The 25,580-nt window shown below is 43.2% G+C and carries 27 protein-coding genes; 16 read left to right on the top strand and 11 right to left on the bottom strand.

Annotated features, from left to right (window positions below):
• The 4 genes from PQO05_RS01865 (at nucleotide 1) to PQO05_RS01850 (ending at nucleotide 3,799) form a co-directional block, all read left to right on the top strand.
• On the top strand, nucleotides 1-438 hold the full coding sequence (locus PQO05_RS01865) for a VOC family protein (RefSeq protein WP_273630939.1): 438 nt from the start codon (nucleotides 1-3) through the stop codon (nucleotides 436-438).
• An 8-nt stretch (nucleotides 439-446) separates the two neighbouring features.
• Entirely contained in the window at nucleotides 447-656 is a 210-nt protein-coding gene (locus tag PQO05_RS01860; RefSeq protein ID WP_273630938.1) for a hypothetical protein, read from the top strand.
• Nucleotides 657-866: 210 nt separating this feature from the next.
• Nucleotides 867-2,837: a KUP/HAK/KT family potassium transporter gene (locus tag PQO05_RS01855; protein ID WP_273630937.1), complete on the top strand. Its 1,971-nt coding sequence runs from the start codon at nucleotides 867-869 to the stop codon at nucleotides 2,835-2,837.
• 98 nt (nucleotides 2,838-2,935) lie between these two features.
• On the top strand, nucleotides 2,936-3,799 hold the full coding sequence (locus PQO05_RS01850) for an alpha/beta fold hydrolase (RefSeq protein WP_273630936.1): 864 nt from the start codon (nucleotides 2,936-2,938) through the stop codon (nucleotides 3,797-3,799).
• Between the two features lie 122 nt (nucleotides 3,800-3,921).
• Here PQO05_RS01850 and PQO05_RS01845 read toward each other — a convergent pair whose 3' ends face one another.
• The gene (locus PQO05_RS01845; RefSeq protein ID WP_273630935.1) at nucleotides 3,922-4,599 is read right to left on the bottom strand and encodes a pseudouridine synthase; all 678 of its coding nucleotides are present in this window, start codon (nucleotides 4,597-4,599) and stop codon (nucleotides 3,922-3,924) included.
• Between the two features lie 36 nt (nucleotides 4,600-4,635).
• Nucleotides 4,636-6,372 carry an alpha-L-arabinofuranosidase gene (locus PQO05_RS01840; protein ID WP_273630934.1) on the bottom strand — a complete coding sequence of 579 codons (1,737 nt, stop codon included), beginning with the start codon at nucleotides 6,370-6,372 and terminating at the stop codon, nucleotides 4,636-4,638.
• A 243-nt stretch (nucleotides 6,373-6,615) separates the two neighbouring features.
• Here PQO05_RS01840 and PQO05_RS01835 point away from each other — a divergent pair, with 243 nt between their 5' ends.
• From PQO05_RS01835 to PQO05_RS01825, 3 genes are all read left to right on the top strand, one after another.
• A complete protein-coding gene (locus PQO05_RS01835) occupies nucleotides 6,616-8,097 on the top strand; it encodes a DUF5687 family protein (protein WP_273630933.1) in 1,482 nt (493 codons plus the stop codon).
• Nucleotides 8,098-8,099: 2 nt separating this feature from the next.
• Nucleotides 8,100-8,807: an ABC transporter ATP-binding protein gene (locus tag PQO05_RS01830; RefSeq protein WP_273630932.1), complete on the top strand. Its 708-nt coding sequence runs from the start codon at nucleotides 8,100-8,102 to the stop codon at nucleotides 8,805-8,807.
• A 369-nt stretch (nucleotides 8,808-9,176) separates the two neighbouring features.
• On the top strand, nucleotides 9,177-9,677 hold the full coding sequence (locus PQO05_RS01825) for a GNAT family N-acetyltransferase (protein WP_273630931.1): 501 nt from the start codon (nucleotides 9,177-9,179) through the stop codon (nucleotides 9,675-9,677).
• On the opposite strand, the gene PQO05_RS01820 is transcribed toward PQO05_RS01825, so the two are convergent.
• The 5 genes from PQO05_RS01820 to PQO05_RS01800 form a co-directional block, all read right to left on the bottom strand.
• Nucleotides 9,674-11,002: a M28 family metallopeptidase gene (locus PQO05_RS01820; RefSeq protein ID WP_273630930.1), complete on the bottom strand. Its 1,329-nt coding sequence runs from the start codon at nucleotides 11,000-11,002 to the stop codon at nucleotides 9,674-9,676. The two genes, PQO05_RS01825 and PQO05_RS01820, sit on opposite strands and share 4 nt — an antisense overlap.
• Entirely contained in the window at nucleotides 10,978-12,846 is a 1,869-nt protein-coding gene (locus PQO05_RS01815) for a M61 family metallopeptidase (protein WP_273630929.1), read from the bottom strand. The genes PQO05_RS01820 and PQO05_RS01815 overlap by 25 nt, the downstream gene beginning before the upstream one ends.
• An 89-nt stretch (nucleotides 12,847-12,935) precedes the next feature.
• Nucleotides 12,936-13,229: a HigA family addiction module antitoxin gene (locus PQO05_RS01810; RefSeq protein WP_273630928.1), complete on the bottom strand. Its 294-nt coding sequence runs from the start codon at nucleotides 13,227-13,229 to the stop codon at nucleotides 12,936-12,938.
• Nucleotides 13,230-13,236: 7 nt separating this feature from the next.
• Entirely contained in the window at nucleotides 13,237-13,551 is a 315-nt protein-coding gene (locus tag PQO05_RS01805; RefSeq protein WP_273630927.1) for a type II toxin-antitoxin system RelE/ParE family toxin, read from the bottom strand.
• Nucleotides 13,552-13,614: 63 nt separating this feature from the next.
• Nucleotides 13,615-14,733 (bottom strand): DUF4407 domain-containing protein, encoded by a 1,119-nt coding sequence (locus PQO05_RS01800; protein WP_273630926.1) that lies wholly within the window; start codon nucleotides 14,731-14,733, stop codon nucleotides 13,615-13,617.
• 121 nt (nucleotides 14,734-14,854) lie between these two features.
• Here PQO05_RS01800 and PQO05_RS01795 point away from each other — a divergent pair, with 121 nt between their 5' ends.
• The 3 genes from PQO05_RS01795 to PQO05_RS01785 are packed head-to-tail and all read left to right on the top strand — an operon-like array spanning nucleotide 14,855 to nucleotide 16,289.
• Nucleotides 14,855-15,169, top strand: coding sequence for a rhodanese-like domain-containing protein (locus PQO05_RS01795; protein WP_174315129.1), 315 nt, complete (start codon nucleotides 14,855-14,857; stop codon nucleotides 15,167-15,169).
• A 1-nt stretch (nucleotide 15,170) separates the two neighbouring features.
• The gene (locus tag PQO05_RS01790) at nucleotides 15,171-15,362 is read left to right on the top strand and encodes a DUF6358 family protein (RefSeq protein ID WP_273630925.1); all 192 of its coding nucleotides are present in this window, start codon (nucleotides 15,171-15,173) and stop codon (nucleotides 15,360-15,362) included.
• Between the two features lie 24 nt (nucleotides 15,363-15,386).
• Nucleotides 15,387-16,289: a prohibitin family protein gene (locus tag PQO05_RS01785; protein WP_273630924.1), complete on the top strand. Its 903-nt coding sequence runs from the start codon at nucleotides 15,387-15,389 to the stop codon at nucleotides 16,287-16,289.
• A gap of 521 nt (nucleotides 16,290-16,810) precedes the next feature.
• Here the strand turns inward: PQO05_RS01785 and PQO05_RS01780 are convergent.
• Both PQO05_RS01780 and pepT read right to left on the bottom strand, forming a co-directional pair.
• The gene (locus PQO05_RS01780) at nucleotides 16,811-17,287 is read right to left on the bottom strand and encodes a hypothetical protein (protein ID WP_273630923.1); all 477 of its coding nucleotides are present in this window, start codon (nucleotides 17,285-17,287) and stop codon (nucleotides 16,811-16,813) included.
• A 157-nt stretch (nucleotides 17,288-17,444) separates the two neighbouring features.
• Complete coding sequence (gene pepT, locus PQO05_RS01775) at nucleotides 17,445-18,692, bottom strand: peptidase T (RefSeq protein ID WP_273630922.1); 1,248 nt, start codon at nucleotides 18,690-18,692, stop codon at nucleotides 17,445-17,447.
• A gap of 70 nt (nucleotides 18,693-18,762) precedes the next feature.
• Between pepT and PQO05_RS01770 the strand changes: the two genes are divergently transcribed.
• From PQO05_RS01770 to PQO05_RS01755, 4 genes are all read left to right on the top strand, one after another.
• Nucleotides 18,763-19,116 carry an MmcQ/YjbR family DNA-binding protein gene (locus PQO05_RS01770; RefSeq protein WP_273630921.1) on the top strand — a complete coding sequence of 118 codons (354 nt, stop codon included), beginning with the start codon at nucleotides 18,763-18,765 and terminating at the stop codon, nucleotides 19,114-19,116.
• Nucleotides 19,117-19,183: 67 nt separating this feature from the next.
• Nucleotides 19,184-19,480, top strand: coding sequence for a GIY-YIG nuclease family protein (locus PQO05_RS01765; protein WP_273630920.1), 297 nt, complete (start codon nucleotides 19,184-19,186; stop codon nucleotides 19,478-19,480).
• 65 nt (nucleotides 19,481-19,545) lie between these two features.
• The gene (locus tag PQO05_RS01760) at nucleotides 19,546-21,297 is read left to right on the top strand and encodes a M14 family zinc carboxypeptidase (protein ID WP_273630919.1); all 1,752 of its coding nucleotides are present in this window, start codon (nucleotides 19,546-19,548) and stop codon (nucleotides 21,295-21,297) included.
• A 1-nt stretch (nucleotide 21,298) separates the two neighbouring features.
• On the top strand, nucleotides 21,299-21,913 hold the full coding sequence (locus PQO05_RS01755) for a rhomboid family intramembrane serine protease (RefSeq protein ID WP_273630918.1): 615 nt from the start codon (nucleotides 21,299-21,301) through the stop codon (nucleotides 21,911-21,913).
• 147 nt (nucleotides 21,914-22,060) lie between these two features.
• Here the strand turns inward: PQO05_RS01755 and PQO05_RS01750 are convergent, their stop codons facing one another.
• A complete protein-coding gene (locus tag PQO05_RS01750; RefSeq protein WP_273630917.1) occupies nucleotides 22,061-23,182 on the bottom strand; it encodes a hypothetical protein in 1,122 nt (373 codons plus the stop codon).
• A gap of 118 nt (nucleotides 23,183-23,300) precedes the next feature.
• Between PQO05_RS01750 and PQO05_RS01745 the strand changes: the two genes are divergently transcribed.
• Nucleotides 23,301-23,462, top strand: coding sequence for a hypothetical protein (locus tag PQO05_RS01745; RefSeq protein WP_273630916.1), 162 nt, complete (start codon nucleotides 23,301-23,303; stop codon nucleotides 23,460-23,462).
• 11 nt (nucleotides 23,463-23,473) lie between these two features.
• Here the strand turns inward: PQO05_RS01745 and PQO05_RS01740 are convergent, their stop codons facing one another.
• Nucleotides 23,474-24,466 (bottom strand): hypothetical protein, encoded by a 993-nt coding sequence (locus PQO05_RS01740; RefSeq protein WP_273630915.1) that lies wholly within the window; start codon nucleotides 24,464-24,466, stop codon nucleotides 23,474-23,476.
• Between the two features lie 53 nt (nucleotides 24,467-24,519).
• Between PQO05_RS01740 and PQO05_RS01735 the strand changes: the two genes are divergently transcribed.
• Nucleotides 24,520-25,533 (top strand): dipeptide epimerase, encoded by a 1,014-nt coding sequence (locus PQO05_RS01735; RefSeq protein ID WP_273630914.1) that lies wholly within the window; start codon nucleotides 24,520-24,522, stop codon nucleotides 25,531-25,533.
• Nucleotides 25,534-25,580 lie beyond the last annotated feature (47 nt).

The raw sequence follows: 25,580 nt of genomic DNA, 5'->3' as shown, positions 1-25,580 counted from the left end.
ATGATAGCAATTAACCCGTATTTAAACTTCGACGGTACTACCGAAGAAGCTTTCAATTTTTACAAATCGATTTTCGGTGGCGATTTTGCCATGATCATGCGCTTTGACGGCATGGACGGTTCTGAAAATATGAGCGATGAAGACAAGCAAAAAATTATGCACATCGCTTTGCCTGTTAAAGGCAATATGATAATGGGCACAGATGTACTGGGCTCAATGGGCCAGCAGTTAACCGTCGGTAATAACTTTCATTTAACATTAGGCACAGAAAGCAAAGAAGAATCAGACGACCTTTATACCAAACTTTCAGCAGGCGGAGAGAAAACGCTGCCCATGCAGGATATGTTTTGGGGTGCCTACTACGGACAGCTTACAGACAAATTTGGTATACAATGGATGATTAGCTACGACCCGCGCTTTACTACCCAGCACACCTAACATTTAAGATGGTAGAAGTATTTAAAACCAATGTAAAATACCAATCGCAAGCCCAGGGCTTGCTCACTTTACTGCGGCAGTACTTCCCAAAAAGCAGGGCTAATTTTGACCTGGACGATTGCGATAAAATACTCCGCATCCAGGGCGACGAATTTTGCCCTGTTAAGATAGCCGAACTCCTCAAAACAAATGGTTTTGAGTGCTATATCTTAGATTAACCCTACCAAAATGGAAATAAAACCACTCCATTTTGGTAGGGTTTTAAATTTACTAAAAAGCAAATCCTCGTTTAAATAACATCAAGGGCATATTTTTTCAAAATGGCATGGTGGTTGAACATGGGCGATTGTTATGTATTTACAATTCCCCTATTTAATCACAAGAACAGTTTGCCTGTCTGGCAGCTGTTCTAATATTTCTCCCCATTCATGAGCTCACACGTCAGAAAGCTATCAGCCGCCGGCGTGTTAATTACGCTGGGCATCATCTTTGGTGATATTGGTACTTCGCCACTATACACATTTCAAACATTATTAAAAGAAGGCGGCAGCCACGGCGAGTTCCTCGTTCTGGGCGCAATCTCCTGCGTGTTCTGGACACTTACGCTGCAAACTACCTTCAAGTACATCTTTATTACCCTACAAGCCGATAACCGTGGCGAAGGTGGTATCTTTTCCCTTTATGCCTTGGTGCGCCGTTATGGTAAATGGCTGGCTATCCCATCCATAGTTGGTGCAGGTACGTTGCTGGCCGATGGTATTATTACCCCGCCTATCTCGGTAACCTCAGCTATCGAGGGTTTGGGCCTGGTGCCATCGCTGGCTAAAGATTTCGTGCCGGGCAATATGCTTATATTGGGTATTGTTATCGGTATCATATTGCTGCTGTTTTTTGTTCAGCAATTTGGCACCAATGTGGTTGGTTCATTATTCGGGCCGATAATGCTCATCTGGTTTGTAATGCTGGGCACATTGGGGATGATGCAAATTGTTCATTTCCCCGAAATTTTCAAAGCATTGAACCCGATGTATGGTTTCCATTTACTGCGCGAACATCCACGTGGTTTCTGGCTATTGGGTGCTGTATTTTTATGTACCACAGGTGCCGAGGCTTTGTATTCAGACCTTGGCCATTGCGGCCGTAAAAACATCCAGGTAAGCTGGATCTTTGTTAAAACCACTCTGGTATTAAACTACTTAGGGCAGGGCGCATGGGTTTTAACCCAACATAAATATGTCAACTTTGCGGGTGTAAATCCATTCTTCGAAATTGTTCCGCATTTCTTTTTAATCCCGTCTATCGGTATTGCTACATTGGCTACTATTATTGCCAGCCAGGCTTTAATCAGTGGTTCATTTACATTGATTAGTGAGGCTGTGAGCATGAATTTCTGGCCGAGGATCACCATTAAATATCCATCAAACATTCGCGGGCAAATTTATATCCCGAGCATTAACTGGTTATTGTGTTTCGGTTGTATTGCGGTTACGATGTATTTCCGTACTTCAGAGAATATGACGGCAGCTTATGGTTTCTCTATCACCGTAGCCATGATCATGACCACGATATTGATGTATTACTTTATGCGTTATGTAAAGCACTGGCCGCTGTGGCTGGTGGTGATTATCGTTTCTATATTCCTGACTGTAGAGTTCTCATTCTTTGTAGCCAACGCCGTTAAATTGCTGAAAAGATTATTCTTCCTGGTATTCGAGATCGGCTTGATATTTACCATGTACATCTGGTACCGTGCACGTAAGATCAACAACCGTTTCTTAAACTTTGTTGATCTGAAGGATTACATCCCGATGCTGCAAGCTATGAGTAACGACCAGGGGATCCCGAAATATGCTACTCACTTAATCTACCTCACTAAAGCTAATAATAGTAAGCAGATTGAGCAAAAGATCATCTATTCGATATTAAGCCGTAAACCTAAACGCGCCGATGTTTACTGGTTCATCCACATTGAACGCATGGACGATCCATACACCATGGAGTACAGCGTACAGGAGCTTGAAGATGATAAAGTGATCCGTGTGGAGTTCCGTTTAGGATTCAGGATCCAACCGAGAATCAATGTACTGTTCCGCAAGGTGGTTGAAGATATGATAAGCCGCGGCGAACTGGATATTACCAGCAAGTACGAATCGCTGAGCAGCTACAACCTGCCTGCCGATTTCCAGTTTATCATTATGGAAAAATTCCTGTCGTACAATAACAACTTCAGCGTTAAAGAAGGATTTATCCTCAATAGTTATTTTGCTATTAAAAGCTTGGCTCAAAGCGAAGCCAAAGCCTTTGGTTTGGATACCAGTGAAACCCGGATTGAGAAAATACCACTGGTTGTAAACCCGTTAAGCAATATCAAATTGAAACGGGTGGAGATGGAAGCATAAGCTTTCCCGATCAGTATATTGTCAGAAACCTGAACAGGTGCATTGCAAAGCGAACCATTATTTTAGCTTTGTAATGCACCTTTCTATTTGCTGAGCCTATGAAAAAGCTGAAGAGCATCATTAACGATATAAAAACTGCCACCGACAAAACTACGCCGGAGTATAACCAACTGCTTTGGCAGCTGATCTGCTACTCGCCTAAAATGCCGGTACGCTACCCGGTAAATTTGCTTTTGGACGAGGCCCACAAATTTACGCTGAAAGCACTCGATGCCTTCTTCACCAAATCGGAGCTTAACTTTAACGGTTTTATCTGGGGAGCAGGCCGAAGGAAAATTCTCTTAACCCACGGCTGGGCATCCAAAGCGGCAGATTTTTATGAGCTGATTACCCAACTGCGTACCATCCCAGATACCCAGATCATCGCTTTTGACGCACCGGGAAACGGTAGTTCTGAGGGCGATTTAGCCAACTTGTTAATGTATGTGCAGGCGACTAAAGCGATAATCCGCGAGTATGGCGAGCCCGATATTTTGATCGGACATTCCCTTGGTGCTATAGGCAATGTGATTACCATTAATGAAACCGGTATCAGGCCTAAACTACTCATCAGCCTTACACCTTTGGTACATTTAAAAGAAAACTTTAAAGCCACCATGAACGCTAATGAAGTACCGGTTGAAGCACAGGAAGTTTTCTATGCCGATTTCAGGCGCGTGTTTAATGATAAGTTTGCCAATTTTACCTTAGATGCCCGTTATAAACATGATGCCAGCCTGAACCACTGGATTGCCTATGATGAAACGGATAGGATTGCACCATACCAATACTTGCAAGAATTTCTATCAACCCGAAATTTCATCAAAACCAAAGCCTACAACGGCGCAGGCCACGATAAAATTTTGATAGAACCGAATATGATTGCCGATGTGGTTGAAATGATAAACGATACGCTGTCTTAAGCTGTCGCAAGTTTAGCGCAGCGTAACTTGTGACAGTACAGTTGTAAGCTTTCAGCTTACGGTAAGGTGAAACCTTACCATAGTTTTACCATCCCGATGTTAATCGGGACGATAGCGATAGCCTACCAGTTCATCAAATTCATAACCCTGTTAAACTCATCATGCACCGGGGCTTCAATCTCCACAATCTCGCCGGTTAGGGGATGTGTAAATTTCAGGTAAGATGCGTGGAGTAGCATGGTTTCCATTTCCCATTGTTCCAGAAACAGTTTGTTCTGCTTATTACAGCCATGTGTACGGTCGCCGATAATGGGGTGAAAAATATGCTTGAAATGCTTGCGCAACTGGTGCATACGGCCGGTTGTTGGCGTGGCTTCCACTAATGAATAACGCGAAGTAGGGTGATTACCGAAAGCAACCGGCAGTTCCGACTGCTTTAATGTAGTGTAAGCCGTAAAGGCATCTTGTAAAGTACCGTTCTCTTTACGTAATGGGTAATCAATTTCGCCAATGGGATCTGTATAACCACGCACAATGGCAAGGTACTTTTTTACTACAGCCTTGTTCATAAACTGTTGCTGCATGCTGATATCGGTGGGTTTATCTAACGCAAAAAGCAATATCCCGGCAGTTTTGCGATCGAGGCGATGCACAGGGTAAACCGGCTGACCAATTTGATCGCGCAGTAATTGCAAGGCGAACACATCCGTATCGTCGGCAATTTTAGAGCGGTGCACCAGCAGGCCGTGGGGTTTGTTAATGGCAATCAGGTGCTCATCGCGATATAAAATACTCAGCATAAGTTTGCGAAGATAAGCACTTTCTGTTCGTGCATACTATTTACCTTCAACAGCTAAAAATACAGCACCATAAGCAGGCACATTAACTTTTAAGCCTTTGGCCACATTGGTGGAGAATGGTTTCACCGAAACATAATCATCCGGCCCGCCCGATACCCCTGATGGCCCGATACCATTCACAATAACCTGGCGCGAGAAGGTAGCATCCGTACCTCCTTTTAAGGTGTAGTAGTAAAAACGTGCGCCTGGTTTAAAGTTCTTCATATCCAGCGTAACCACATGGTCGGCAGTCCCTTTATTAACAAGTACCACACCCGCCTGGCCAGAATTAAAGGTAGATGCATAGCTCATCACATCCGTACTTCCGGTAACGGTTGAAGCCACCATGCGGTCGCCAAAATATTTCTGGAAATAATACATGTAAAAAAATGCGGGCCGCGGCGACCACTTAGCAGCTCCACCTGGCTCATCGCCTGCATTAAACATGCCCATATCATCACCTTTATTCCATACACCGGCCAGTGCCCATCGGCTGGCCTCACCATATTTGGACTGGATAACTTCGCCCAAAACCATCGCTGCATGTAAGCCTGCAATGTTCGATACATCCTGGTTATTTCCTACGGCCTGGATATTCCATTCGCTTAATGCAATAGGCTTGGGAGCTACGCTGGTTGACTCCTGGATATAGGTCATCATATTGCGTGTTTCGGTAGCAGGGGTATTGAGGATGGTTGCAGCTGTCGAGTTTTCGGCAAACGGGGTGTAGTAGTTGTGTACCACGTAGAAATCGGCATAGCTATTAATGGCGCTTAATACATCAGCATTCCAGTTAGGGATGATGGTTCCGCCCAATACGGCGCTGGCCGTCATCACTGCACCAATTTTAATGGTACTGTTTACTTCGGCGGCAGCTTTGCGCATCGAATCGGCAAATACTTTAAAGTGCTGGCCGTATAATGCGCCGGTCAGGGTTTCGGGCTGGCCGTCTTTATTTTGGGTAACATCTATTTTATAACCTGCTTCCCACATACCGTAGTTTTCGTTACCAATTTCCCAGAATTTGGTGCGACCCCTGTCGTAACGCACCCATTCGGCTGCCATGTGGGCAGCAGTTTGGTCGGGGTGGGCGCTGGTGCCATAACGGGCATAACCATAGTTAATGGTAATAATACCTGTGCTGTTAGTGGTTTGCAGGGTTTGGTAGTAATTATCTACGCTCAAAGTCCACGGGGCAGTGTTTTTTCCATACCAGAAAGCGGTATCCGTGCCCAGCTTATTACCCATTACCGTAATAGTAGCCGGTACATCCGTTGGCTTTACGCTGGGAACGGCGCTCCAGAAAAACAGATCAGATAAGCTACCGCCCGGTGCGCGGACAATCTTTGGCGCCAGGTTGGTTATATTTTTAATAAGCGCAGGTTCGGTTACTACCTGGCTCATAAAAGTGTTAATATTATTGCCGAACAGGTATGGCGATACTTTAGTAATTACATCTTTGGCATCAATGGTTACTGTGGCGTCAACAACGCCGGTTGGCACCGTTTCCACATCAGTAAACATGGGTACAACTAAGCTTTTGGGCTGCCAGTTATCTAAAAAGAAGCCTTGCGTGGCAGCAATAGCAGGATCAGTTGGTTTAGTGACAACAATACCACTATCTGGCTTTATGCCATCCGACTTCAGGCTTGCGCTTTTGGTACAGGCCTGCAAACCCAGAAAGAGTAAAAAAGAGATCAATATTGGTTTAATTAAAATAGGGTGCTTATTCATGTACAGGCAGAGGTTTACGCAAACGTAAAAATAAATGTTTCAATGTTAAGTCGGTAAATTCAGTCTGTTAGATTAATGTGACGAAGGGATAACATACTGCTTCTAAGTTACTGGATAACTAAGCATTAAGTCTTTATTTTGTTTCGATTAAAAAAAGCCTGCACCACCTTAGGTTGTGTTTATTTTATTAATTATCTTGAGCGCTGATTAATTTAAACTTAACACAAACCTGCCTTTATATAAATGATATCAACCTTTGCACAACACGAACTAAAAGCCTTTTGGCGATCTAAAAATACAGGCAAAACTATTGCCATACGCATTGTAATGGCTATACTGGTATTATACCTGCTGCTTAACATACTGGTGGTTGCCTTTTATATGGATAAGATCCTCGATAAGGTTTTACCGGATGAAGACCTGATCCCTGCATTTTGTGGCATCATCCTCTACTATTACCTGTTCGATCTGCTGATGCGCCTGCAACTGCAGGAACTGCCCACCCTGCGCGTACAGCCTTATTTAACCTTGCCTATTAAGCGCAATACGCTGGTGGGTTACTTATCATTTACAGCCATATTATCGGTATTTAACCTGTGGCCGCTTATCCTGTTTACGCCCTTTACATTTAAGATCATCGCGCATGAAAACGGTGCCGGAGTAGCAACGGTATTCATGCTGGGCATCATCGGTTTAACTATATTTAATAATTACCTGGCGCTATACATCAAACGTAAATCGAACTTAAACGGCTGGGTGTTTTTAGTAGCTGCCGCCGTATTGATATTAGCCGGCATAGGCGATTTTTCGTGGCACCTGTACTCTATCAGCAAGGCATCAGGCTTTTTGTTCGGGCATTTAATTGCGCAGCCGGTTTGGGTGTTGTTACCGTTGTTATTAGGCGGGGTGATGTATTACTTCAACTTCCTGTATCTTAAAGATAACCTTTACCTCGAAGAGTTGGGTTCGCGCAAGGCATCAGCCTATAAAAGCAGCACAGAAATTCCTTTGCTGGGATATTTCGGCCACATTGGTGATCTGGCAGCTAATGAGATTAAATTGATTCTTCGTAATAAGCGCCCCCGCTCATCACTGGTGGTTTCGTTGTTATTTATGTTCTATGGAATTATATTTTATGCCAATCCACATTACCAAAACATGCCCGGCATTAAGTTATTACCAGCTTTATTAATGACGGGCATTTTCATCATCAGCTACGGGCAATACATGTTTAGCTGGCAAGCCAGCCATTTCGATGGTATACTGGTAAGCAAGGTTGATTTTAAGGATTTCCTCCGGGCTAAATACCTGTTATTTTCGCTCGTATCAACCATTGTATTTATACTTACCATCCCTTATGTATATTATGGCTGGCATATCCTGCTTGTGCAATTTGCCATGTTTCTCTGGAATCTGGGCATTAATGCAACCATTGTGCTGTTTTTTGCGAACCGCAACTATAAGCGTATCGACCTATCTAAAGGCGCATCATTTAACTGGGAAGGTGTTGGTGCAACCCAATTACTGCTCAGTTTCCCGTTGATGATTGGCCCTTATCTTATTTACTGGCCATTCTCATTACTGGGGCATGCCGATATTGCATTTATAGCTTTAGGGATAATAGGCCTGCTATTTATAGCAACCCGCAGTTACTGGGTTAAGCTGCTCGAAAAAGATTTTATGACCAAAAGATATACCATAGCCGAAGGCTTCAGAAATAAATAATCATGATTGAAGTAAAAGATTTAAAGAAAGTTTACGCAGGTGTTGCTGTTGTAAACATACCGGAGTTAAGTATTGCCAAAGGCGAAAGCATTGGTTTGATAGGCAATAACGGCGCGGGTAAAACCACGCTGTTCAGGATGATGCTTGATCTGATCCGCCCCGAGCAAGGCGAAGTAATTTCAAACGGCGAACCTGTTGCCGGACATGAGCATTGGAAGAACTTTACCGCCGCTTACCTCGACGAAGGTTTCCTGATTGATTACCTTACCCCCGAAGAATACTTCTACTTCATAGGCGGCCTGCACAAATATACCCGCGCCCAGGTTGATGAGTACCTGGCAAGCATGGCCGATTTTTTTAACGGCGAGATCCTGAAACGCGGTAAATACATCCGCGACTTATCCAAAGGAAATCAATGTAAAGTTGGCGTTGCATCTTGCCTGCTGCAAAACCCAGAGTTTTTAATGCTGGATGAACCCTTCGCCAATATCGACCCAAGTACGCAGATCCGCCTTAAAAATATTTTAAAAGAGCTCAACGGCAAAGGTGTAACCACCCTGGTATCGAGCCACGATTTAAACCACGTAACCGATGTTTGCGACCGGATCTTACTCATGGAGAAAGGTAAGATTATTAAGGACATTGAAACTAATTCATCAACATTAGCAGAGTTAGAGGCTTATTTTGCTGTGGGAGGGCAAGTGGTATAGACATCGCCATTAACCTCCACTCGCGTCATTGCGAGGAACGAAGCAATCTCAGACCTACAAGGTACTGACTTCAATATCGCAGAAATCCGTTTTCCATTAGGAATGGTAGGGTAACTATATGAATAGTCAGTGGATGTTACTTTCTTTTTCCGCAAAAGAAAGAGTAACCAAAGAAAACTCGTGGCTGCTCAATTTTCTATGAAAGGGTGTGCTGTGGCCAACATGTGCTATCCGAAAATTAAGATGCCACATTTATTAGGTTATTTTCGGTTCGTGCAGATAGCTTCCAATTTTATTATTTTTTTCTTTAGACAGACATCTTGTTTCCTGTCTCTTGGCTCTTGATTCTAATCTTTCTACTTTAGCATTATGTACACTATTACCACCGCCACCATACAAGATGTTGAAACTATCCGTCAGCTCGCTGAAGCTACCTGGTGGCCTACTTACTCACCTATACTGGAGGAGGAACAGATCCGTTTTATGCTCGATCTGATATATAATGCAGAGGGACTGGAAAGGCAAATAACGAACAGCGAGCAAATATTTTTATTGTTGAAAGAAGGTGATAAAGCCGTAGCATTTGCAGGTTACTCGCCTTATGATGGGGAAGCTGCTACATATAAACTGCATAAACTTTATTGCCTGCCTGAAACCCAGGGCAAAGGTTATGGCCGTGTGCTGATTGATACCGTGAGCCGCATTGCTGCCGATGCCGGGGCAAGTAAACTATTGTTGAACGTTAACCGCTATAATAAATCACTCTCTTTTTACCAAAAAATGGGCTTCGGCATTGCCCGTGAAGAGGACATTGCCATAGGCCCATATTGGATGAATGATTATATAATGCAGAAACCGCTAATCCCTTAATTTACCGTTGCGGGCGGGATGCGTGTTGGTGTATCTTTACCTGCAATAATAGTTTGGGAACTTAACGCTATCGCACGAATGGTTGAAGTAATATTGGCAACATCCAAAGTGCTCAGCTCATCTTTAACCGTGTGATAATATTTATCAATATCAATCTGATCTGTTGAGATAGTATGCGCCGGTACGCCTACACGGGCTAATGAAGCATTATCACTGCGGTAAAATAGGTTTTGTTCTGTGTATGGATCGGGATAAAATTTAAATTGGGTTCCCTCCAGATTCTTTTGTAAGATCTTACCAAAATCAGATCGCTCATAACCTGTAATAAAGGCTGAGTTCTCGCCGAATTTCGATGCTTTACCAATCATTTCAATATTAAACATAGCCGATACTTTTTGAGGATCAACCTGAGTAGCAAAATATTGTGAGCCGTACTCGCCAATCTCTTCGGCAGTAAATGCTACGAAGATGATAGTGCGGGCATTGTTGTTCAGTTTCTTGAAGTATTTAGCCAAAGTAATAACCGCGGTAGTACCAGATGCATCATCATCAGCGCCATTGGCAATACTATCACCTTCCATCGGTTTAAGGATACCCAGGTGATCATAATGGCCGCCGAAGATCACATACTCATCCGGTTTGGTTTTGCCTTTAATCATACCTGTAACATTGAATAATGGCAATTGCTCGCTTTTGATTTCAACATTAACCGTGTACGATTTTACATCATCAAAAGTGCCCAGTACAAATACAATCTGAGGCCCGCCTTCGGCCGGCTTTAACGAGTTTGTGCCTTTTCCAAATGCGTTGTGGATACGGCTAAAATAGTCTGCAAATTTTGGATCAACCAGCACCAGTGCGCTTTTACCGTTCTTGCGGATATTGCGGAACTCGGTTTGGAAGTTTTGATCTGCTCCAACTTTTATTACAGGGATATCGGCATTGTTAGCCCAGTTAATGGTACTGTTGCTCATGGCAACGATGTGATCAGCTGGTACATCTGCTCCATTAATACTGGCCTGCAATTTTACCGGCGTAACGTGCGTCATTTTAAAATTCTGACGAAAATCTGCATTCCCCGGCAATGGCTCTAAACCTGCTTTTTTGTATTCGCCTTCAATAAACTGTGCGGCTTTCTCAATACCGGGTGTAAAAGTTGCGCGGCCCTGCATGTTATCATCGGCCAGCGTGCTGATCACTTTGCGTACATCATCTTCCTTAATCAGTTTGTTTACATCCTGACTAAAGCCATAAGCGCTGCTTAATACAAGCGCCGTTGCTATAAGGGTTTTCTTCATCATCATTTTACTTTGGTTGATAGCCATGCGTTACGCAAAGCCAATTGTGATTCGGTTGGTGTTTTACCAGCTTTCTCGTAAGCTACAACTTCGTAAGTTGGGTCTTCTTCTAAAGCAATGGTTGTTTTATGCTCGCCGGTACGGTTGCTATAAACTACTTCTATTTTATCGCCCGGCTTTTTGGCAGCTACAATGGTATTGAATGATGCACCATCTTTTATCGGTTGGCCATCGGCCTGGGTAATCCTGTCACCACCATCTAAGCCTGCTTTGTATGCCGGTGTGCCTACTTGTGTGCTCGAAGTAATCAGCAAACCATCGCTACCTGCGCTGCGCGACTGTCCCTCGCTTCCACGAAACGATGGTGCAGCAATACGGCCAGCCCATGCTTTACCCGGGTTGGCACGTTGTAATATTAAACCGGCTTTATCCAATAAAGCAGCGTAATCGTTTTTCTCTAAACCGTAAACGTATTTCTTATAAAAGTTGGCAGCAAAAGTTGGGTTCTTAGTAAGGTTAGCCAATACCTTTTGCAGATCTGGGATGGTATAAGCTTTTTCTACCTTGCCATGTGCCAGCCATACCTGGCGCATATAATCATCCAAAGTGATGTTAAACTCGCTACGTAAACGCAGATCGAGCGCCAGGGCAACTGCACCTCCGTAGCTGTAATAGCTATTAAAAATATTGTTTTTATTGGTTGGATCGATGGCTACACCAGCATCTGCAAACACCGCGTAACGACTGGCCTGTACTGCCGAATAGTTAGTACCTCCCGGCGTATTTAATACCGAATTGATCAATCCGGCTGCGCTTTTATAAAAATCTTCATTGGTGTTAAAACCGGCACGGCTTAATAATAGCTCGCCATAATATTGGGTAAAACCTTCGGCAAACCAAAGCTCGTTGCTCATGTTGGCATGCTCAAAATTAAATGGCTCCAGGGTTTTAGGGCGGATGCGTTCCACATTCCAGCTGTGAAAATATTCGTGCGAGAATGTACCTAACAAACGTTTTTCATTGCCCGCAATTTTAGCTGCTGGCTGCGTGATACAGGTAGAGTTGCGGTGCTCCATACCATCGCCAGAATCTGTTGGGTATACATCCTGTATAAATGTGTATTCGCCAAAATCGTAAGTAGGCAATTCGCCGTAAACGGCTTTTTCTTCAAGCACTACACGCTGTACCATTTTGCCGAAAGCATCAACCGTAGCCTGGTCATCATCAGAGTGGCTGGTTAAGTGGATCGGCTCTTTCTTGCCATCGGTATTCACCACTTCCCAACTATATTCTTTGTAGTTAGATAGTTCGGTTGGGCTATCCATTACATATTGCAGATCGGTGGCCATGTAGGTATTATAACCTTCTGATTTTAGTTGGGTAGCTACTTTCCAGCCATGTTTCTCCACATCAGGGAACTGGATGTGGATAGGACGTTTATCCATCCCTATAGCCCACATCAGCGTGGCGGGCATGTTAAGGTGGGCATGGCTTTCGTCGATGCCCACATAGGTACCATCAACCCAGTTACCAAAAAGGGTATACGTTATCTTTACGCCGTCATCATGGTTTTGTATTTCGTATACATCGCCTTCCAGTTGGTTAACAACAAGTGGCTTTTCGTTTTTATCTACAGCTTTTACGTTGTACACATTTTTACCGAACTCGTGCGTTGCATACCTGCCCGGCGACGAACGGCTCATCCTGAATTTTAACGGACCGCTTGGCACCTGAGTTAAACGCATGCTGATTTCGGCTTCGTGATGCACCGCATTGGGGAACGCGATAGAGTAGTATACGGGGCTCTCCTGCGCAACCGCAGCCGCCGACCATAGCCCGAGGGCGCTAACAGCAAGTAATAGTTTTTTCATTGAGACACAATCAATAGGTCTCGAATTTAAGAGATTATCCTAATAATTGATGTGTATAAGGATGATTGTCGCAGATATTTTGTAGGAGGCTAAGCAGCATGCTCCTGCTCACGGGCATGCATTAGGTCAAAAGCCGATTGCAGGCCAAGCCAATATTCAGCACTGACACCAAGAGCTTTCTCCAATTTAACCGCAATGCGGGCATTAATATTACGTTTGCCTTTAAATAATTCGCTTAAATTACCGGGTAACATGCCAATCTCTTTTGCGAATTCAGTTTTCTTTAAACCACGCTCTTCTACCTCTTCCAGCAAAAATTCGCCCGGATGAAATGCTACCGATGTTTTTATCTCGTTACCTTCTTTATCAAATACATTTGCCATAGCAACCTTATGAATAATGATTATTTAACTCTTCTACACAAATAATTTCAACCCTTGTATTATTACCATCCTTTTCAATTCTGAAAACAATACGAAAAGCTTTATTAACCCTGATTGAATATTTGCCAGACAAATCACCACTTAATTTCTCGAAATGAAGAGACTTTAAAACACGTAAATCATTTGTGCTTTGGGCTTGCTCCATTTGAGTTATACGCTTAATAAAACCTAATTCAATATCTATATTAAATCTGGGCTTTCCACTGCTTTTACCATTGTGATATAGGTTAGCTAAATAGTCGTCTTCAATAATGACGCGCATTTAAATTTTGATTTATTCAAATATAAACAAATAGAATTTATTTACCAATAATAGGTAAATTCTCTACTCATAACTATGCCGCCCCAAATCATATTCAGATTGCCCGGTAATGAGTTTTTTTCGGTGCTCTACATCATTGGCTAACTGGTAATCGTAAACCTCGTCGGTAACGGCCATGTCGCGGTCTTTGTCGCGCTCGGCAAAGTGCATGTTGGCTTCGGAGATCTTGGCAAGGGCAACATCATAAGGGCCTTTGGGCGACATCAGCTTAACAAATACCGGCAAACACTCGAACAAGATAAACAGGTATCCAATAAATGATTCGGCAAGATAAGTATCAAGATCGCGGGTGCCATTGGCATTATATGAGAGCTGACCTAAAGCCCAGTTACGGTCGGCAAAACCGGCCACATTGGCCAAACTATCCAACTGTTGATCTGAGAATAAGCGGAGGTTGTTTAACCCTTCGTAATTTTTTCTCTGGCCCAGGTAGTTGTCCATTTTACCCAGATCGTCAGTAACGGTTTTCAGCCTCGCTTCTTTTTCCTGTAATACGGCCTGCTTTTGTTTAGCGTAAGTACCGTAGCCCGAAATGCCCGAAGTTTGGTTGGTTTTATCGCCAAAAACTTCCTGGTTTAACTCGTAGCGTGAGTGGTTAATGTCTTTTTCCAATGAATCTTTTTCTTTCTTCAGGTCGAGGTTGTGGCCAAGCTCCATCGCATATTTTTGCTGATACGTTTTTTGCAGCGTATCAATTTTGCTGTGCTGGCCCTTCATGTAAGCCGTTTTCAATTTCTGCCGAATTTCTTTGTCAAAGATCTTCAATTCAAGTGGACGGGAGATCACCACACCAATCATTATGGCCAGTAAAATACGCGGTGAAGCTTGTAAAATCTGCGAATTAGTACTGCCTTGTTTATTAATGCTGGATACAATGTAGCGGTCCATATTAAAAATGGCCGTGCCCCAGAGTAAGCCAAACAATATAGCAAACCCAACGGCAAAAGCATTACCGCTGAAAACAAAATACATTGCGTAACCGCCCGAAAGCGACGCAAAAAGCGCTGTAAAGAATATAGTAGCCCCTATACCAACATACTTATTATGTTCGATAGGGTATTTTTTTAGTGTACCTATATGTGCGCCCGAACAGAACCAAAAGAAACGGGTGATTTTATTCATGGTAATAATATGTTAAAACACATTTGTTATATTAAAACGCTCTTACCCCCTGATTGTTACAAAACTCCTGCCGCAATATTTAATCCTAAAAAAGTATACCTTTGATTTATAATATTTAACCATGAAAGAAATATCAGTACAGGAACTAAAAGAAATGAAAGATAGCGGTGCAGACTTTCAATTGATAGATGTGCGCGAAGACTTTGAATACCAAATGTCGAACCTTGATGGCGAGAACATTCCGCTGGGTGGCATTTTAATCGAAACAGATAAAATAAGCCATGATAAACCGGTGGTTATTATGTGCCGTAGCGGCAAACGCAGCGCGGTAGCTTTATACCAGTTAGAGCAACAAGGTTATACTAATTTATCCAATCTGCAAGGCGGCATACTGGCCTGGCAACAAGATATCGATCCAACTATAACTGTATATTAATATGGGTAAGAAAATGCTCCTCAATACAGTGTATACTGTAGGTATAGTGGTTTGTATAGCTATATTAATATGGGGTGTACAAAACAACCGCTACGAGTTTGTAATGGCTGCCGCATTGCTTGCAGCTGTATTTGTTGTACTAAAAATTAAGCTGCTTAAAGAAGTACGCGGCATCATCAACAGTAAAAAATAATTTAACCTTTAAATCCCCTAAACCATGTTCATTGCAATTGTTGGCCTCATAGTGCTTATAGCAGGCTTTGGGGTAAAACGTTCGCCCTCTGATGCCAGCCATTACGGCGGGCTGATTACCAAAGTAGGGATCGCCATTATTGCGCTTGGCGTGATACTCGCGTCATTTAAAATAATTGATCCCGGCAAGGTGGGCGTGCAAACGCTTTTCGGCAAGGTGCAGGATGAGGTATTACCCAGCGGGTTGCACATTATTAACCCGCTGGTTGATATCACCACTTTTAGCATCCAGACCGAAAACTACACCATGAGCGCAGTAAACAGTGAGGGACAAAAAGAGGGTGATGATGCAATCAGGGTACTTTCTTCTGACGGGCTGGAGGTTACCATCGACCTATCTGTTTTATACAAGGTTGACCCTAATAAGGCGCCTTTTATTTATCAGAATATCGGCCCCGAGTATGTAGAGAAGATCGTTCGCCCGGTTACGCGTACCGCCATTAGAGATAATGCGGTTAACTACCAGGCAGTTGATCTGTATTCGGTAAAACGCCAGGAGTTTCAGGAAAGGATAAACCGTACCATTATGGCCAACTTTGCTAAAAACGGGTTAGTGTTGCAGCAGATCTTGGTACGTAACGTAAGTTTACCGGCATCTGTAAAGGCCAGCATCGAATCAAAGATCAATGCAGAGCAGGAATCGCAGAAAATGCAATTCGTGCTTGCCAAAGAACGCCAGGAAGCCGACCGTAAACGCGTAGAAGCTCAAGGTATAGCCGATTATCAGAAGATCCTGTCGACAGGTTTATCTGACAAGCAACTGCAATACGAAAGTATTAAAGCGCAAAAGGAAATTGCCCTTTCGCCTAATGCCAAAGTGATTATTATGGGCGGAGGGAAGAACCCGATTATTTTAAGCGATAAATAGTTGGGGAGAGAGGCAAGAATCGAGATGCTTAATTACAGCGTCACCCGTTCGTCATTGCGAGGTACGAAGCAATCGCGAACTGTACAGAGTGGCTCTGTATAGTTGAACTGCAGAGTCGGGGATTGGTTCGTACCTCGCAATGACGCGTTGGTATTATAACAATCCAGAGGAAAATCTTATAAAATTCAAAAGCCCCGGCTCCCCGGGGCTTTTTATTGTTAGGAAACTTAATTAAACAAACTATAAAGAACGCATGAAGGATAGCTAACCCTACCCTATGTATTTTTTATCCACTTTTTAACAGACGCAGTAAATTTGGAAATGTTACCGATTGTGCCTTTTAAAGTTTCGAAATAATTTTCTTTTAGCTGTTAACTGCATTCCACGCCGCTTATTATTCCTGCCATTAATATTATTATTGAAACTTTGAATTTTCTGACGCATAAGTATGTATTTGCGCATCGTATTCGAGGAATATTGGCAAATGGATGTTAAAACCTGATAAATGTTTATGAGCCGAATCAGGTAATTATCGGCCCGTCGGGGTCATGAAGAGAGGTTTCTTCATGATGAGCATCCATACTTTCGGCCATCGGCTCAAACTTATACACCCAAATCCCGGCAGCAATAGTAATGGGATAAAACATCACCCAAATAAAATCGGGATTGGTATAGTGGGGCAATGAGTCGCCCGCGTAGGTTACAAATGGGAGCAGGGCTATCACTACACCTGCAAGTGTCAATGTAATTTTTATGAAGCGGATATTAGCAGTAAACTGATTGGTTAACCAGGCACTCAGCCAAAGCAAAAACCAGCAGGGTATAGAAAATAACCAACCGCATATCAGCATATACAGCAGGTAAATTATGGTATCGTGCACCGAAGCAAATTTGTAGGGTATCTGCGTTATTAATTGCACGATGATTTGCAGCACAGGCGCTACGGCTACGCTGGTAAGCCAAACTTTTAAAGTATATGGAAGCACCCGGTATTTCATCCAATTAGCGTATACTTACTAATATAGCGATTTGTTACAATCTTCGGAAGAAATACCGGACTGGTTTTAATTCAATTAGCCAATTTGTTAATTCGACAATTTGTCAATGCCTTATCGTGGCCCAATTAATATAGCTTAAAATGTTAATCCCCAAACCTTAACTATTTTCTTCCCAAACCTCTGCCAGGTTCAAAATAACTTCCACTGCCTTTTGCATATCCTGTATAGAAACCCATTCCTGTTTACCATGAAACGCATGCTCGCCGGCAAAAATATTAGGGCAAGGCAATCCCATAAATGATAAGCGCGAACCATCAGTACCACCACGGATGCTTTTCAGCTCTGGTTTTAATCCGGCACGTTTAATAGCCTCTAAACCATATTCGGTAATTTTAGGATGTTGATCCAGTACCTTTTTCATGTTTCGGTATTGTTCCTTCACTTGTAGATCAAACGTCGTACCCGGGAAACTTTTAATTACCCCATTAGCAATACTGCGAATCACGTTGGCATAGTCAACCAATTTTTCATCCTCAAAATCGCGGATAATAAAATCAATCACCGCCTGCTCGGCGTGGCCGCTTACCGATACCGGGTGCACAAAACCTTCCATACCTTCGGTGCCTTCGGGCGAAAGTTCGTGTGGCAGGGCAGCAATAATCTTTCCCGCAATTTTAATAGCGCTTTGCATATTACCTTTGGCAAAACCAGGGTGTGAGCTAATACCGTTGATAATCAATTTAGCACCATCGGCAGAGAATGTTTCATTCTCGAAATGGCCTGCGCTTTCACCGTCCATGGTATAGCCCACATCGGCACCTAATTTTTTCAGGTCGGCTTTATCTACGCCACGGCCAATCTCTTCATCAGGTGTAAACAATATCCTGATCTTACCGTGTTTAATTTCAGGGTGATTAATAAGCTGATAGGCTGCATCCATAATTTCGGCAAGGCCTGCTTTATTATCGGCACCCAATAAGGTTGTACCGCTGGCAGTAATTACATCATTACCTATCTGGTTTTTCAAATCAGGATGTTCTGCCATTTTCAGCACAATGCTATTGTCATCCGGCAAAACCAAATCCTGTCCCTGGTAGTTTTTGTGCACTAAGGGTTTCACGTTCTCGCCGCTGCAATCGGGCGAAGTATCCATGTGCGAGCAGAAACACAGTACCGAGATATTATCTTTATCGCTCGTGGCCGGAATGGTGGCATATACATAACCGTTCTCATCTATTTCGGCATCAGTAAGGCCAATGGCTAATAGTTCTTCAACTAAAAGTCTACCTAAATTCTTTTGTTTTTCTGTTGATGGGCAGGTTGGCGATTCGCCGTCCGACTGGGTATCTATGGTTACGTAGCGCAGAAAACGCTCGGCTACAGTAAAATTTAATTGGCTGTTCATACGCAAAAAATATTGTGCAAATTAGGGCTTTATTTGCAGCTCTGTCAATTCATTTTAAAAACAGCTACCCATGAATGTTGAAGAAGTCCGCGATTACTGCATGCAAAAGCCCGCCACCACCGAAGGTTTGCCCTTCGGCGAAGACACCCTGGTTTTTAAAGTAGCCGGTAAAATATTTCTGTTGATCGGCCTCGAACAGGGCAACCGATTCAACGTAAAGTGCGACCCCGAACTGGCCATTGAGCTGCGCGAGCAACACACCGAAGTACAGCCCGGTTACCACATGAATAAAACGCATTGGAATACGGTTTTTATTGATGGTTCACTCACGTATAAGCAGATCTATGGAATGATTGATCATTCGTACGCCCTGATTGTTAAAAGTTTGCCCAAGAAGGTGCAGGCGGAGCTGGCGGGGGATTGATTCGCCCGCATGGATAAAATTTGTCATTGCGAGGTACGAAGCAATCTCGTAGCTATACCAGGCAAACATGAAGGTACATAACTATAACGTTTATATAATTTGCAACAAAGCCAATACCGTTTTATACGTCGGTGTAACAAGTGACTTACAAGGCAGAATTTGGGAGCACAAACAAAAAGTATTTAAAGGGTTCAGTGCCAAATACGATTGTAATAAGTTAGTTTACTTTGAAGAATTTCAATGGATACAAGATGCCATTGCCAGAGAAAAACAATTAAAAGGCGGTTCACGACAAAGTAAAATCGATTTAATTGTCAGTGAGAATCCGGCCTGGAATGACTTAAGCAGTGATTGGTATGATTAGCGACGAGATTGCTTCGTACCTCGCAATGACAAATTGGATTATTAACTACAGATTATTTCTAACACATGAAAAAACACATACTCCTCTTCTCCTTCCTCTTTTCGTCCTTAATTCCTTTCGTCTCTTATGCCCAACTCACCCCATTTGAGCTCAGCAAGGATAAAAACTATACTGCCAATTACGCGGAAGTTATTGCCTATTACCATCAGCTGGCGGCCAAATATCCGCAAATGAAGCTGATTAATTATGGGATGACAGATATTGGCAAGCCGTTAACCCTAATCGTGCTTTCGAAAGATAAAGTGTTTGACCCGGCACAAATCAAGAAGCAAAACAAGCGCGTGCTTTTGATCAATAACGGCATCCATCCCGGCGAGCCGGAGGGTATTGATGCCAGCATGATGTTGAGCCGCGATTTGCTGAAGAATAACAAGCTGCCCAATGATGTGGTTGTTTGTATAATTGCCGTTTACAATATTGATGGTTGTTTAAATAGAGGCGTATCGAGGATTAGTCAGAATGGTCCGCGTGCTTATGGTTTTCGTGGCAACTCTCGCAACCTGGATCTGAACCGCGATTTTATTAAGGCCGATAGCCGTAACGCATTGGCTTTTGAGCAGATTTTAAACACCTGGCAGCCCGAAGTTTTTCTGGATAACCACACCAGCGATGGCGCAGATTACCAGTATGTAATGACGCTGATTGAAACGCAGAAAGACAAGCAAAACCCGATATTGGCTAAGTATACTTCAGAGACCTTATCGCCCGAGCTATACAAACGAATGAAAAAAAGCGGTTATGAAATGATCCCTTATGTGGAGAGTGAAAAGGGTACGCCGGATTCGGGCATTGTATCTTTCCTGGAAACCCCTCGTTTTTGCACCGGCTATACTGCCCAACATAACATCATCAGTTATATAACAGAAACACACATGCTGAAACAGTATGACAAACGCGTGTATTCGACTTATGATTTTATGGATCATCTCATCAGCATCGTGGAGCGCGACCATGTCCTGATCGGCCAGTTAAAACAGCAGGTAGATGCATCTGTCGCCAAACAAAAAACATTCGCCCTCAACTGGGATCTGGATCAGGAGCATTTCGATACCATCACCTTTAAAGGTTATGAGTTTGGCCATAAGCCGAGCGAAATAAGCGGTTTGCCTCGTCTATATTACGACCGCAACAAGCCATATACAAAAACTATAAAGTATTATAACACTTATAAAGCTACTGCCTTTGCCGATAAACCGGTGGCTTATATAATCCCGCAAGCCTGGGGCAAAGTGATTGATCTGTTTAAGCTGAACAAGGTAGCGATGCACAGGTTAAGCCACGATACCACCCTCAATTTGCAGATGTACTACATAGCCGATTACAAAACCGGCCAGCGCCCCTACGAAGGCCATTACCTGCATAGCGATGTGAAGCTGAACCCGATACAAAGCAGCATTAAGTTTTACGCAGGTGATTATGTAGTATACACCAACCAAGCCATTAACCGTTATATTGTAGAAACCCTGGAACCGCAGGGCGTGGATTCATTCTTTGCCTGGAATTTCTTTGATTCGGTGCTTGGCCAAAAGGAACATTACTCTGATTATGTGTTTGAAGACACTGCTGCTGAGTACCTAAAAAACAACCCCGATCTGCAAAAGAAACTGGAAGCCGAAAAAGCGAAGAACCCTAAACTGGCTGCCAGTGCATCCATGCAGTTAGAATTTGTATACCATAATTCGCCATGGTTCGAAAAAACCTATCTTCGTTACCCGGTGAGCCGTTTGCTTACCGATACCAAACTTGATTTAAACTAACATGCTCGAATATCTTATTGCTGCGCCGGTTGCTTCGGCCATATTTGCCATAACACTAATTACCTCTTTATTTGCTTTTTATAACGAAGAGTTTTACTCCCGTGCTACGCTGCATCCATACAGTGTATCGCGCGGAACCCGTATTTATACCCTGATCACCAGCGGCTTAATTCACCGCGATTGGAGCCATTTGTTTTTCAATATGCTGTCGTTCTACTTTTTTGCCTTTCAACTCGAGGCAGGTTATCTGGGGCATTGGCAGTTTGGGGTACTATACGCAGCCAGCTTAATACTGAGCGATTTGCCAACGGTGCAAAAACACAAAAACGATTTGTGGTACCATAGCCTCGGCGCATCGGGTGCTATCAGCGCGGTAATTTTTAGCTTTATTTTATTTAGCCCGCTAAGTAAAATGTACCTGATGTTTATCCCGGTGCCAATTCCGGCCATCTTATTCGGTGTGCTTTACCTGGTGTACTGTGCCTGGGCCTCTAAAAACTCGCGCGATAACATTAACCACGATGCTCACTTTTTTGGCGCCATCAGCGGTTTGGCTATTACCATTATATTATATCCGCATATTATTCCGATGTTTTTACAGCAGTTTGGATTGTAGGGAATAGAAGCAAAAAACAGGAAACAAGACCACCATGTCCCCTCACCGTCATTGCGAGGAACGAAGCAATCGCGAACTATACAGAGCCGCTCTGCAAGTCGGGGATTGCTTCGTACCTCGCAATGACGTGGGTTTATATTGAGGTTCTTAATTATTCTTCAACCCCAGTTTATGATCATCATAATCTAACATATACGCGTTATTCAGAAAATACTCCAAACTGATAATCGATACAGCCCCTCCCGACGAATTTGGGTTTTCTACATAAGTTAAATAATCGGTGGCTGTTGTATTGAAACTGTAATTAAAATTACTGCTGGTGGTAACAGACACATTGGTACCGGTTGGTAACAAGGTAACTTTGCTGGCTGCGGTTGGGTCCTGGAAGTACGAGTAAGGTTCGGTACCCGTATCAAATACTTCATAAGCCTTAGAAACCGTTTTGCCGCCATAAGTATAACTGCCCGGAATAACAACCGAATAGCCATAACCCGGATCGGACGTTAAGGTATGCATGGTGAAGCCCGATGTAGAGCTCAGATCGGACGAGGTAAGGCCAAGTGAAAGCACATTGGGTACATAAGTACCATTTACCGAAAAGTTGCTTGTACCCAGCGCGGCCATTTTAAACCCTTTGGTAAGCCCGGTAGCCGGCACAAAATAACTAAGCGGACTGGTGATATAAGCGCCATTATTGAAGGTTACATCATACTCAGAATCTACGCCGAAAATATCAAACGCGCCTACATCCTCAGTTTTACCCTGGCTATCGGTGCCTTTATAGTATAAAAAGAAAGGCAATCGTTTCACAGAAATGGTACCGTCATGGTCGCCAATGGTTACTGTGGCGTAAGCCAGGTTGCCGTATACTTTTTCTGTGGTGGCATCATCTGCCCCATAAGAGATAGTAGAAGTTTGGTTGGTGATCGTAATACCATCAACCACGGTCGAGTCGCCGGTAAAATTAAACCCGCTACTGGTAACCATAGAGGCGGGTAAAACTTCATGCGCATCAATCACCATCCCTCCCGAGCCGGTATCAAATATCATGAACTGGTTTACCGTTTGCGTGCCAATTTTAGGCACCGCAATAAAAAGCAACTTATAAATAGATGAATCTGACTCGTAAAGGCCCAATTTGGTAGGCGTTGGCGTGTTTACAAGCGTATTGGTATTATTGGTAATATTGTCAGTATTATCTTTTTTACAGGACGCAAAAAAAATGATCAGCAATAACAGCGCAGGGAAATAGTAAGTAGTTTTTTTCATCGGGGGTATTATTATATAACTATATACCCTGTTTTAACTTATCGGTTTTAAATTTATTATCTGAAATACAGCATTTAACGTAATATTTTTTCCCAATCAACGTATTATTATTAATTCAATGCCCCATACTATTATTATGAAACTCGCTAAAATAACAAGCATTGCCCTTTTGGTAGCTTTAGGCTACAATACCGCATCAGCACAAATGGTGCGTAACCGTTCTGTTCATTTCAACAGGCACAGGGTTACACACCATCATAACCATACTAAGGTTAAATAAGCTTTTGGGGCTTATTTTTCTAATCCTAAGCTGTCGGCAGGTTTAAAATTACCTTCGGCATCAAATAAATGGCTTACCGGGTTATCTGGGTCTTTGATGATCTCCAGTAACAGGTAGCCCCATTTTTCCCAGAAATTTTCGAGCACCTGTCCGTATGTTTTTACCTGCCATTCATCAAACATGGGCTTAGGGCTGGTGCCACGCAGTTGCTGGGGCTCTATATAGATCTCGTCGCCAACCGGCATAATATCATAATTCGGCAAACGGTTAAACAGGTATGCCGAATAAAACACCCTCGCCGAAAACTCCTCGAACTGGATAGGGTGAAGGGTTTGATCTTTGATCTTATCGTATATCGCCTGGTTATAACGGCCGATGGTGCCGTTATCTTGCAGATTGATAATCAGGCCAAAATCATTGATTCTCAGGGAGAATGTTACCGTACTTACTTCATCGCGATAGGCAAACTCATTCTCTGCATTATCCACCTTAAATAAGAAAAGGCTATAAGGCTTAAAATCCTCTTCGAACTTAATGGACAGGTTAAGCGTTTGCAGCATCACATGCAAATTGGTAAAGCGCTGCAAAATAGATTGCGATACGCTAAACTCTTCACCCTCTGCATTTTGCTGGCGCATGGCGGCTTGTAGCTCATTAAATATAATACCGTGCAGCCACTTGGCAGCCCATTGAAATATACGGAGCTCATCCAGTTCTTTTACAGCATCGTAGCCTTTAGTAAAGGCTGCTTCAATTTCGCGCTCTAAAGGTTCAACATAAAGTTCGTTAGCTTCAGCGCTACAAGGTAATTTGAGGTCTTTATAGGTCAGGATGCTTTCATCGAGTAACTTAAAGGGCTGATCTTCCAGCTTATAACGGCTCATGAGCCATTGCGGGAAAACGGTTATCTGTTCTTCAGAACTATTTAGTGGTTTTCCCGTTAAAAAACATAACTTTTTACTTGCTTTAAAGCTTTGAAACGGGTAATAAATTTGCTCGGCCATGGTGCAAAGATAAACATGATTTTTACCTTAAATTTTTAGCTTTACTTTTTAACATGAAACTGACTTATCGCACATACGAGCTCGAACTGAAACATCGCTTTACCATCGCTAAATTTTCGCGAACCTCTACCCCAATCATTTTATTACAGATTGAACATGAGGGACTTACAGGCTATGGCGAGGCTTCGATGGTGCCGTATATGGGCGAAAATCACCAATCGGCTATTACTTATTTAAGTAAGGTAGAAATGGCGAGTTTTAGCTATCCATTCGACTTTGAGAGCACATTAAACTACCTGGATAGCCTTGCTCCGGGGCAGCCCGCCATCAAGGCCGCGATCGATATGGCTCTGCACGATCTCGATGGAAAATTACAAGGCAAACCCTGCTGGCAAATTTTTGGCAGCGACCCGGCACTAATGCCGGTCACCAGTTTTACCGTTGGCATTGACACGCCGGAAGTGATCCGCGAAAAAATTAAAGGGGCAGATAATTGTAAGGTGATAAAAGTAAAACTCGGCAGAGACAGTGATAAGGAACTGATCAATACCATCCGCTCCATCACCGACAAACCACTCTATGTTGATGCCAACCAGGGCTGGACAGATTTGCAGCAAAGCCTCGATATGACTCACTGGCTGCACGAACACGGCGTAGTATTAATTGAGCAACCCATGCCCAAAACCGACTTAGATAGCAATGCCTGGCTCACCGAACGCAGCCCCATCCCCATTATTGCTGATGAGGCCGTACAGCGCCTAGACGATGTAGCTAAGGCTGAGGGTATATATCACGGTATCAACATTAAACTCATGAAATCGGCAGGGATTTTTGAGGCTCAACGCATGATTGCCAAAGCGCGGGAATTGAACCTAAAAATCCTGATCGGTTGCATGAGCGAAACCAGTTGCGCTACTTTAGCCGCGGCAGCATTGGCACCACAATGCGACTGGGCCGATCTGGATGGCCCTTTTCTGACCAGCAACAATCCTTTTGTGAACCCCAATTTTGCCGATGGTAAATGGATCCTGAACAACGAACCCGGCCTCGGCTTAAAACTCATCTAACATCAGGCAATTATTAGCGGATGTTTTGTTAAAATATCAGCACAATT

Origin of the sequence: Mucilaginibacter jinjuensis (assembly GCF_028596025.1) — a bacterium.
Classification (GTDB): Bacteria; Bacteroidota; Bacteroidia; order Sphingobacteriales; family Sphingobacteriaceae; genus Mucilaginibacter; species Mucilaginibacter jinjuensis.
This window is presented reverse-complemented; position numbering and strand designations above follow the sequence as displayed.

Bases quoted from the DNA above. Each gene is read 5' to 3' on its own strand.
- PQO05_RS01845 (WP_273630935.1), bottom strand. From the start codon at position 4,599: ATGCTGAGTATTTTATATCGCGATGAGCACCTGATTGCCATTAACAAA.
- PQO05_RS01805 (WP_273630927.1), bottom strand. From the start codon at position 13,551: ATGCGCGTCATTATTGAAGACGACTATTTAGCTAACCTATATCACAAT.
- PQO05_RS01815 (WP_273630929.1), bottom strand. From the start codon at position 12,846: ATGAAAAAACTATTACTTGCTGTTAGCGCCCTCGGGCTATGGTCGGCG.
- PQO05_RS01745 (WP_273630916.1), top strand. From the start codon at position 23,301: ATGCCCCATACTATTATTATGAAACTCGCTAAAATAACAAGCATTGCC.
- PQO05_RS01800 (WP_273630926.1), bottom strand. From the start codon at position 14,733: ATGAATAAAATCACCCGTTTCTTTTGGTTCTGTTCGGGCGCACATATA.
- PQO05_RS01860 (WP_273630938.1), top strand. From the start codon at position 447: ATGGTAGAAGTATTTAAAACCAATGTAAAATACCAATCGCAAGCCCAG.
- PQO05_RS01770 (WP_273630921.1), top strand. From the start codon at position 18,763: ATGAATGTTGAAGAAGTCCGCGATTACTGCATGCAAAAGCCCGCCACC.
- PQO05_RS01795 (WP_174315129.1), top strand. From the start codon at position 14,855: ATGAAAGAAATATCAGTACAGGAACTAAAAGAAATGAAAGATAGCGGT.
- PQO05_RS01785 (WP_273630924.1), top strand. From the start codon at position 15,387: ATGTTCATTGCAATTGTTGGCCTCATAGTGCTTATAGCAGGCTTTGGG.
- PQO05_RS01825 (WP_273630931.1), top strand. From the start codon at position 9,177: ATGTACACTATTACCACCGCCACCATACAAGATGTTGAAACTATCCGT.
- PQO05_RS01850 (WP_273630936.1), top strand. From the start codon at position 2,936: ATGAAAAAGCTGAAGAGCATCATTAACGATATAAAAACTGCCACCGAC.
- PQO05_RS01835 (WP_273630933.1), top strand. From the start codon at position 6,616: ATGATATCAACCTTTGCACAACACGAACTAAAAGCCTTTTGGCGATCT.
- PQO05_RS01765 (WP_273630920.1), top strand. From the start codon at position 19,184: ATGAAGGTACATAACTATAACGTTTATATAATTTGCAACAAAGCCAAT.
- PQO05_RS01790 (WP_273630925.1), top strand. From the start codon at position 15,171: ATGGGTAAGAAAATGCTCCTCAATACAGTGTATACTGTAGGTATAGTG.
- PQO05_RS01750 (WP_273630917.1), bottom strand. From the start codon at position 23,182: ATGAAAAAAACTACTTACTATTTCCCTGCGCTGTTATTGCTGATCATT.
- PQO05_RS01810 (WP_273630928.1), bottom strand. From the start codon at position 13,229: ATGGCAAATGTATTTGATAAAGAAGGTAACGAGATAAAAACATCGGTA.
- PQO05_RS01760 (WP_273630919.1), top strand. From the start codon at position 19,546: ATGAAAAAACACATACTCCTCTTCTCCTTCCTCTTTTCGTCCTTAATT.
- pepT (WP_273630922.1), bottom strand. From the start codon at position 18,692: ATGAACAGCCAATTAAATTTTACTGTAGCCGAGCGTTTTCTGCGCTAC.
- PQO05_RS01865 (WP_273630939.1), top strand. From the start codon at position 1: ATGATAGCAATTAACCCGTATTTAAACTTCGACGGTACTACCGAAGAA.
- PQO05_RS01840 (WP_273630934.1), bottom strand. From the start codon at position 6,372: ATGAATAAGCACCCTATTTTAATTAAACCAATATTGATCTCTTTTTTA.
- PQO05_RS01830 (WP_273630932.1), top strand. From the start codon at position 8,100: ATGATTGAAGTAAAAGATTTAAAGAAAGTTTACGCAGGTGTTGCTGTT.
- PQO05_RS01820 (WP_273630930.1), bottom strand. From the start codon at position 11,002: ATGGCTATCAACCAAAGTAAAATGATGATGAAGAAAACCCTTATAGCA.
- PQO05_RS01855 (WP_273630937.1), top strand. From the start codon at position 867: ATGAGCTCACACGTCAGAAAGCTATCAGCCGCCGGCGTGTTAATTACG.
- PQO05_RS01735 (WP_273630914.1), top strand. From the start codon at position 24,520: ATGAAACTGACTTATCGCACATACGAGCTCGAACTGAAACATCGCTTT.
- PQO05_RS01780 (WP_273630923.1), bottom strand. From the start codon at position 17,287: ATGAAATACCGGGTGCTTCCATATACTTTAAAAGTTTGGCTTACCAGC.
- PQO05_RS01755 (WP_273630918.1), top strand. From the start codon at position 21,299: ATGCTCGAATATCTTATTGCTGCGCCGGTTGCTTCGGCCATATTTGCC.
- PQO05_RS01740 (WP_273630915.1), bottom strand. From the start codon at position 24,466: ATGGCCGAGCAAATTTATTACCCGTTTCAAAGCTTTAAAGCAAGTAAA.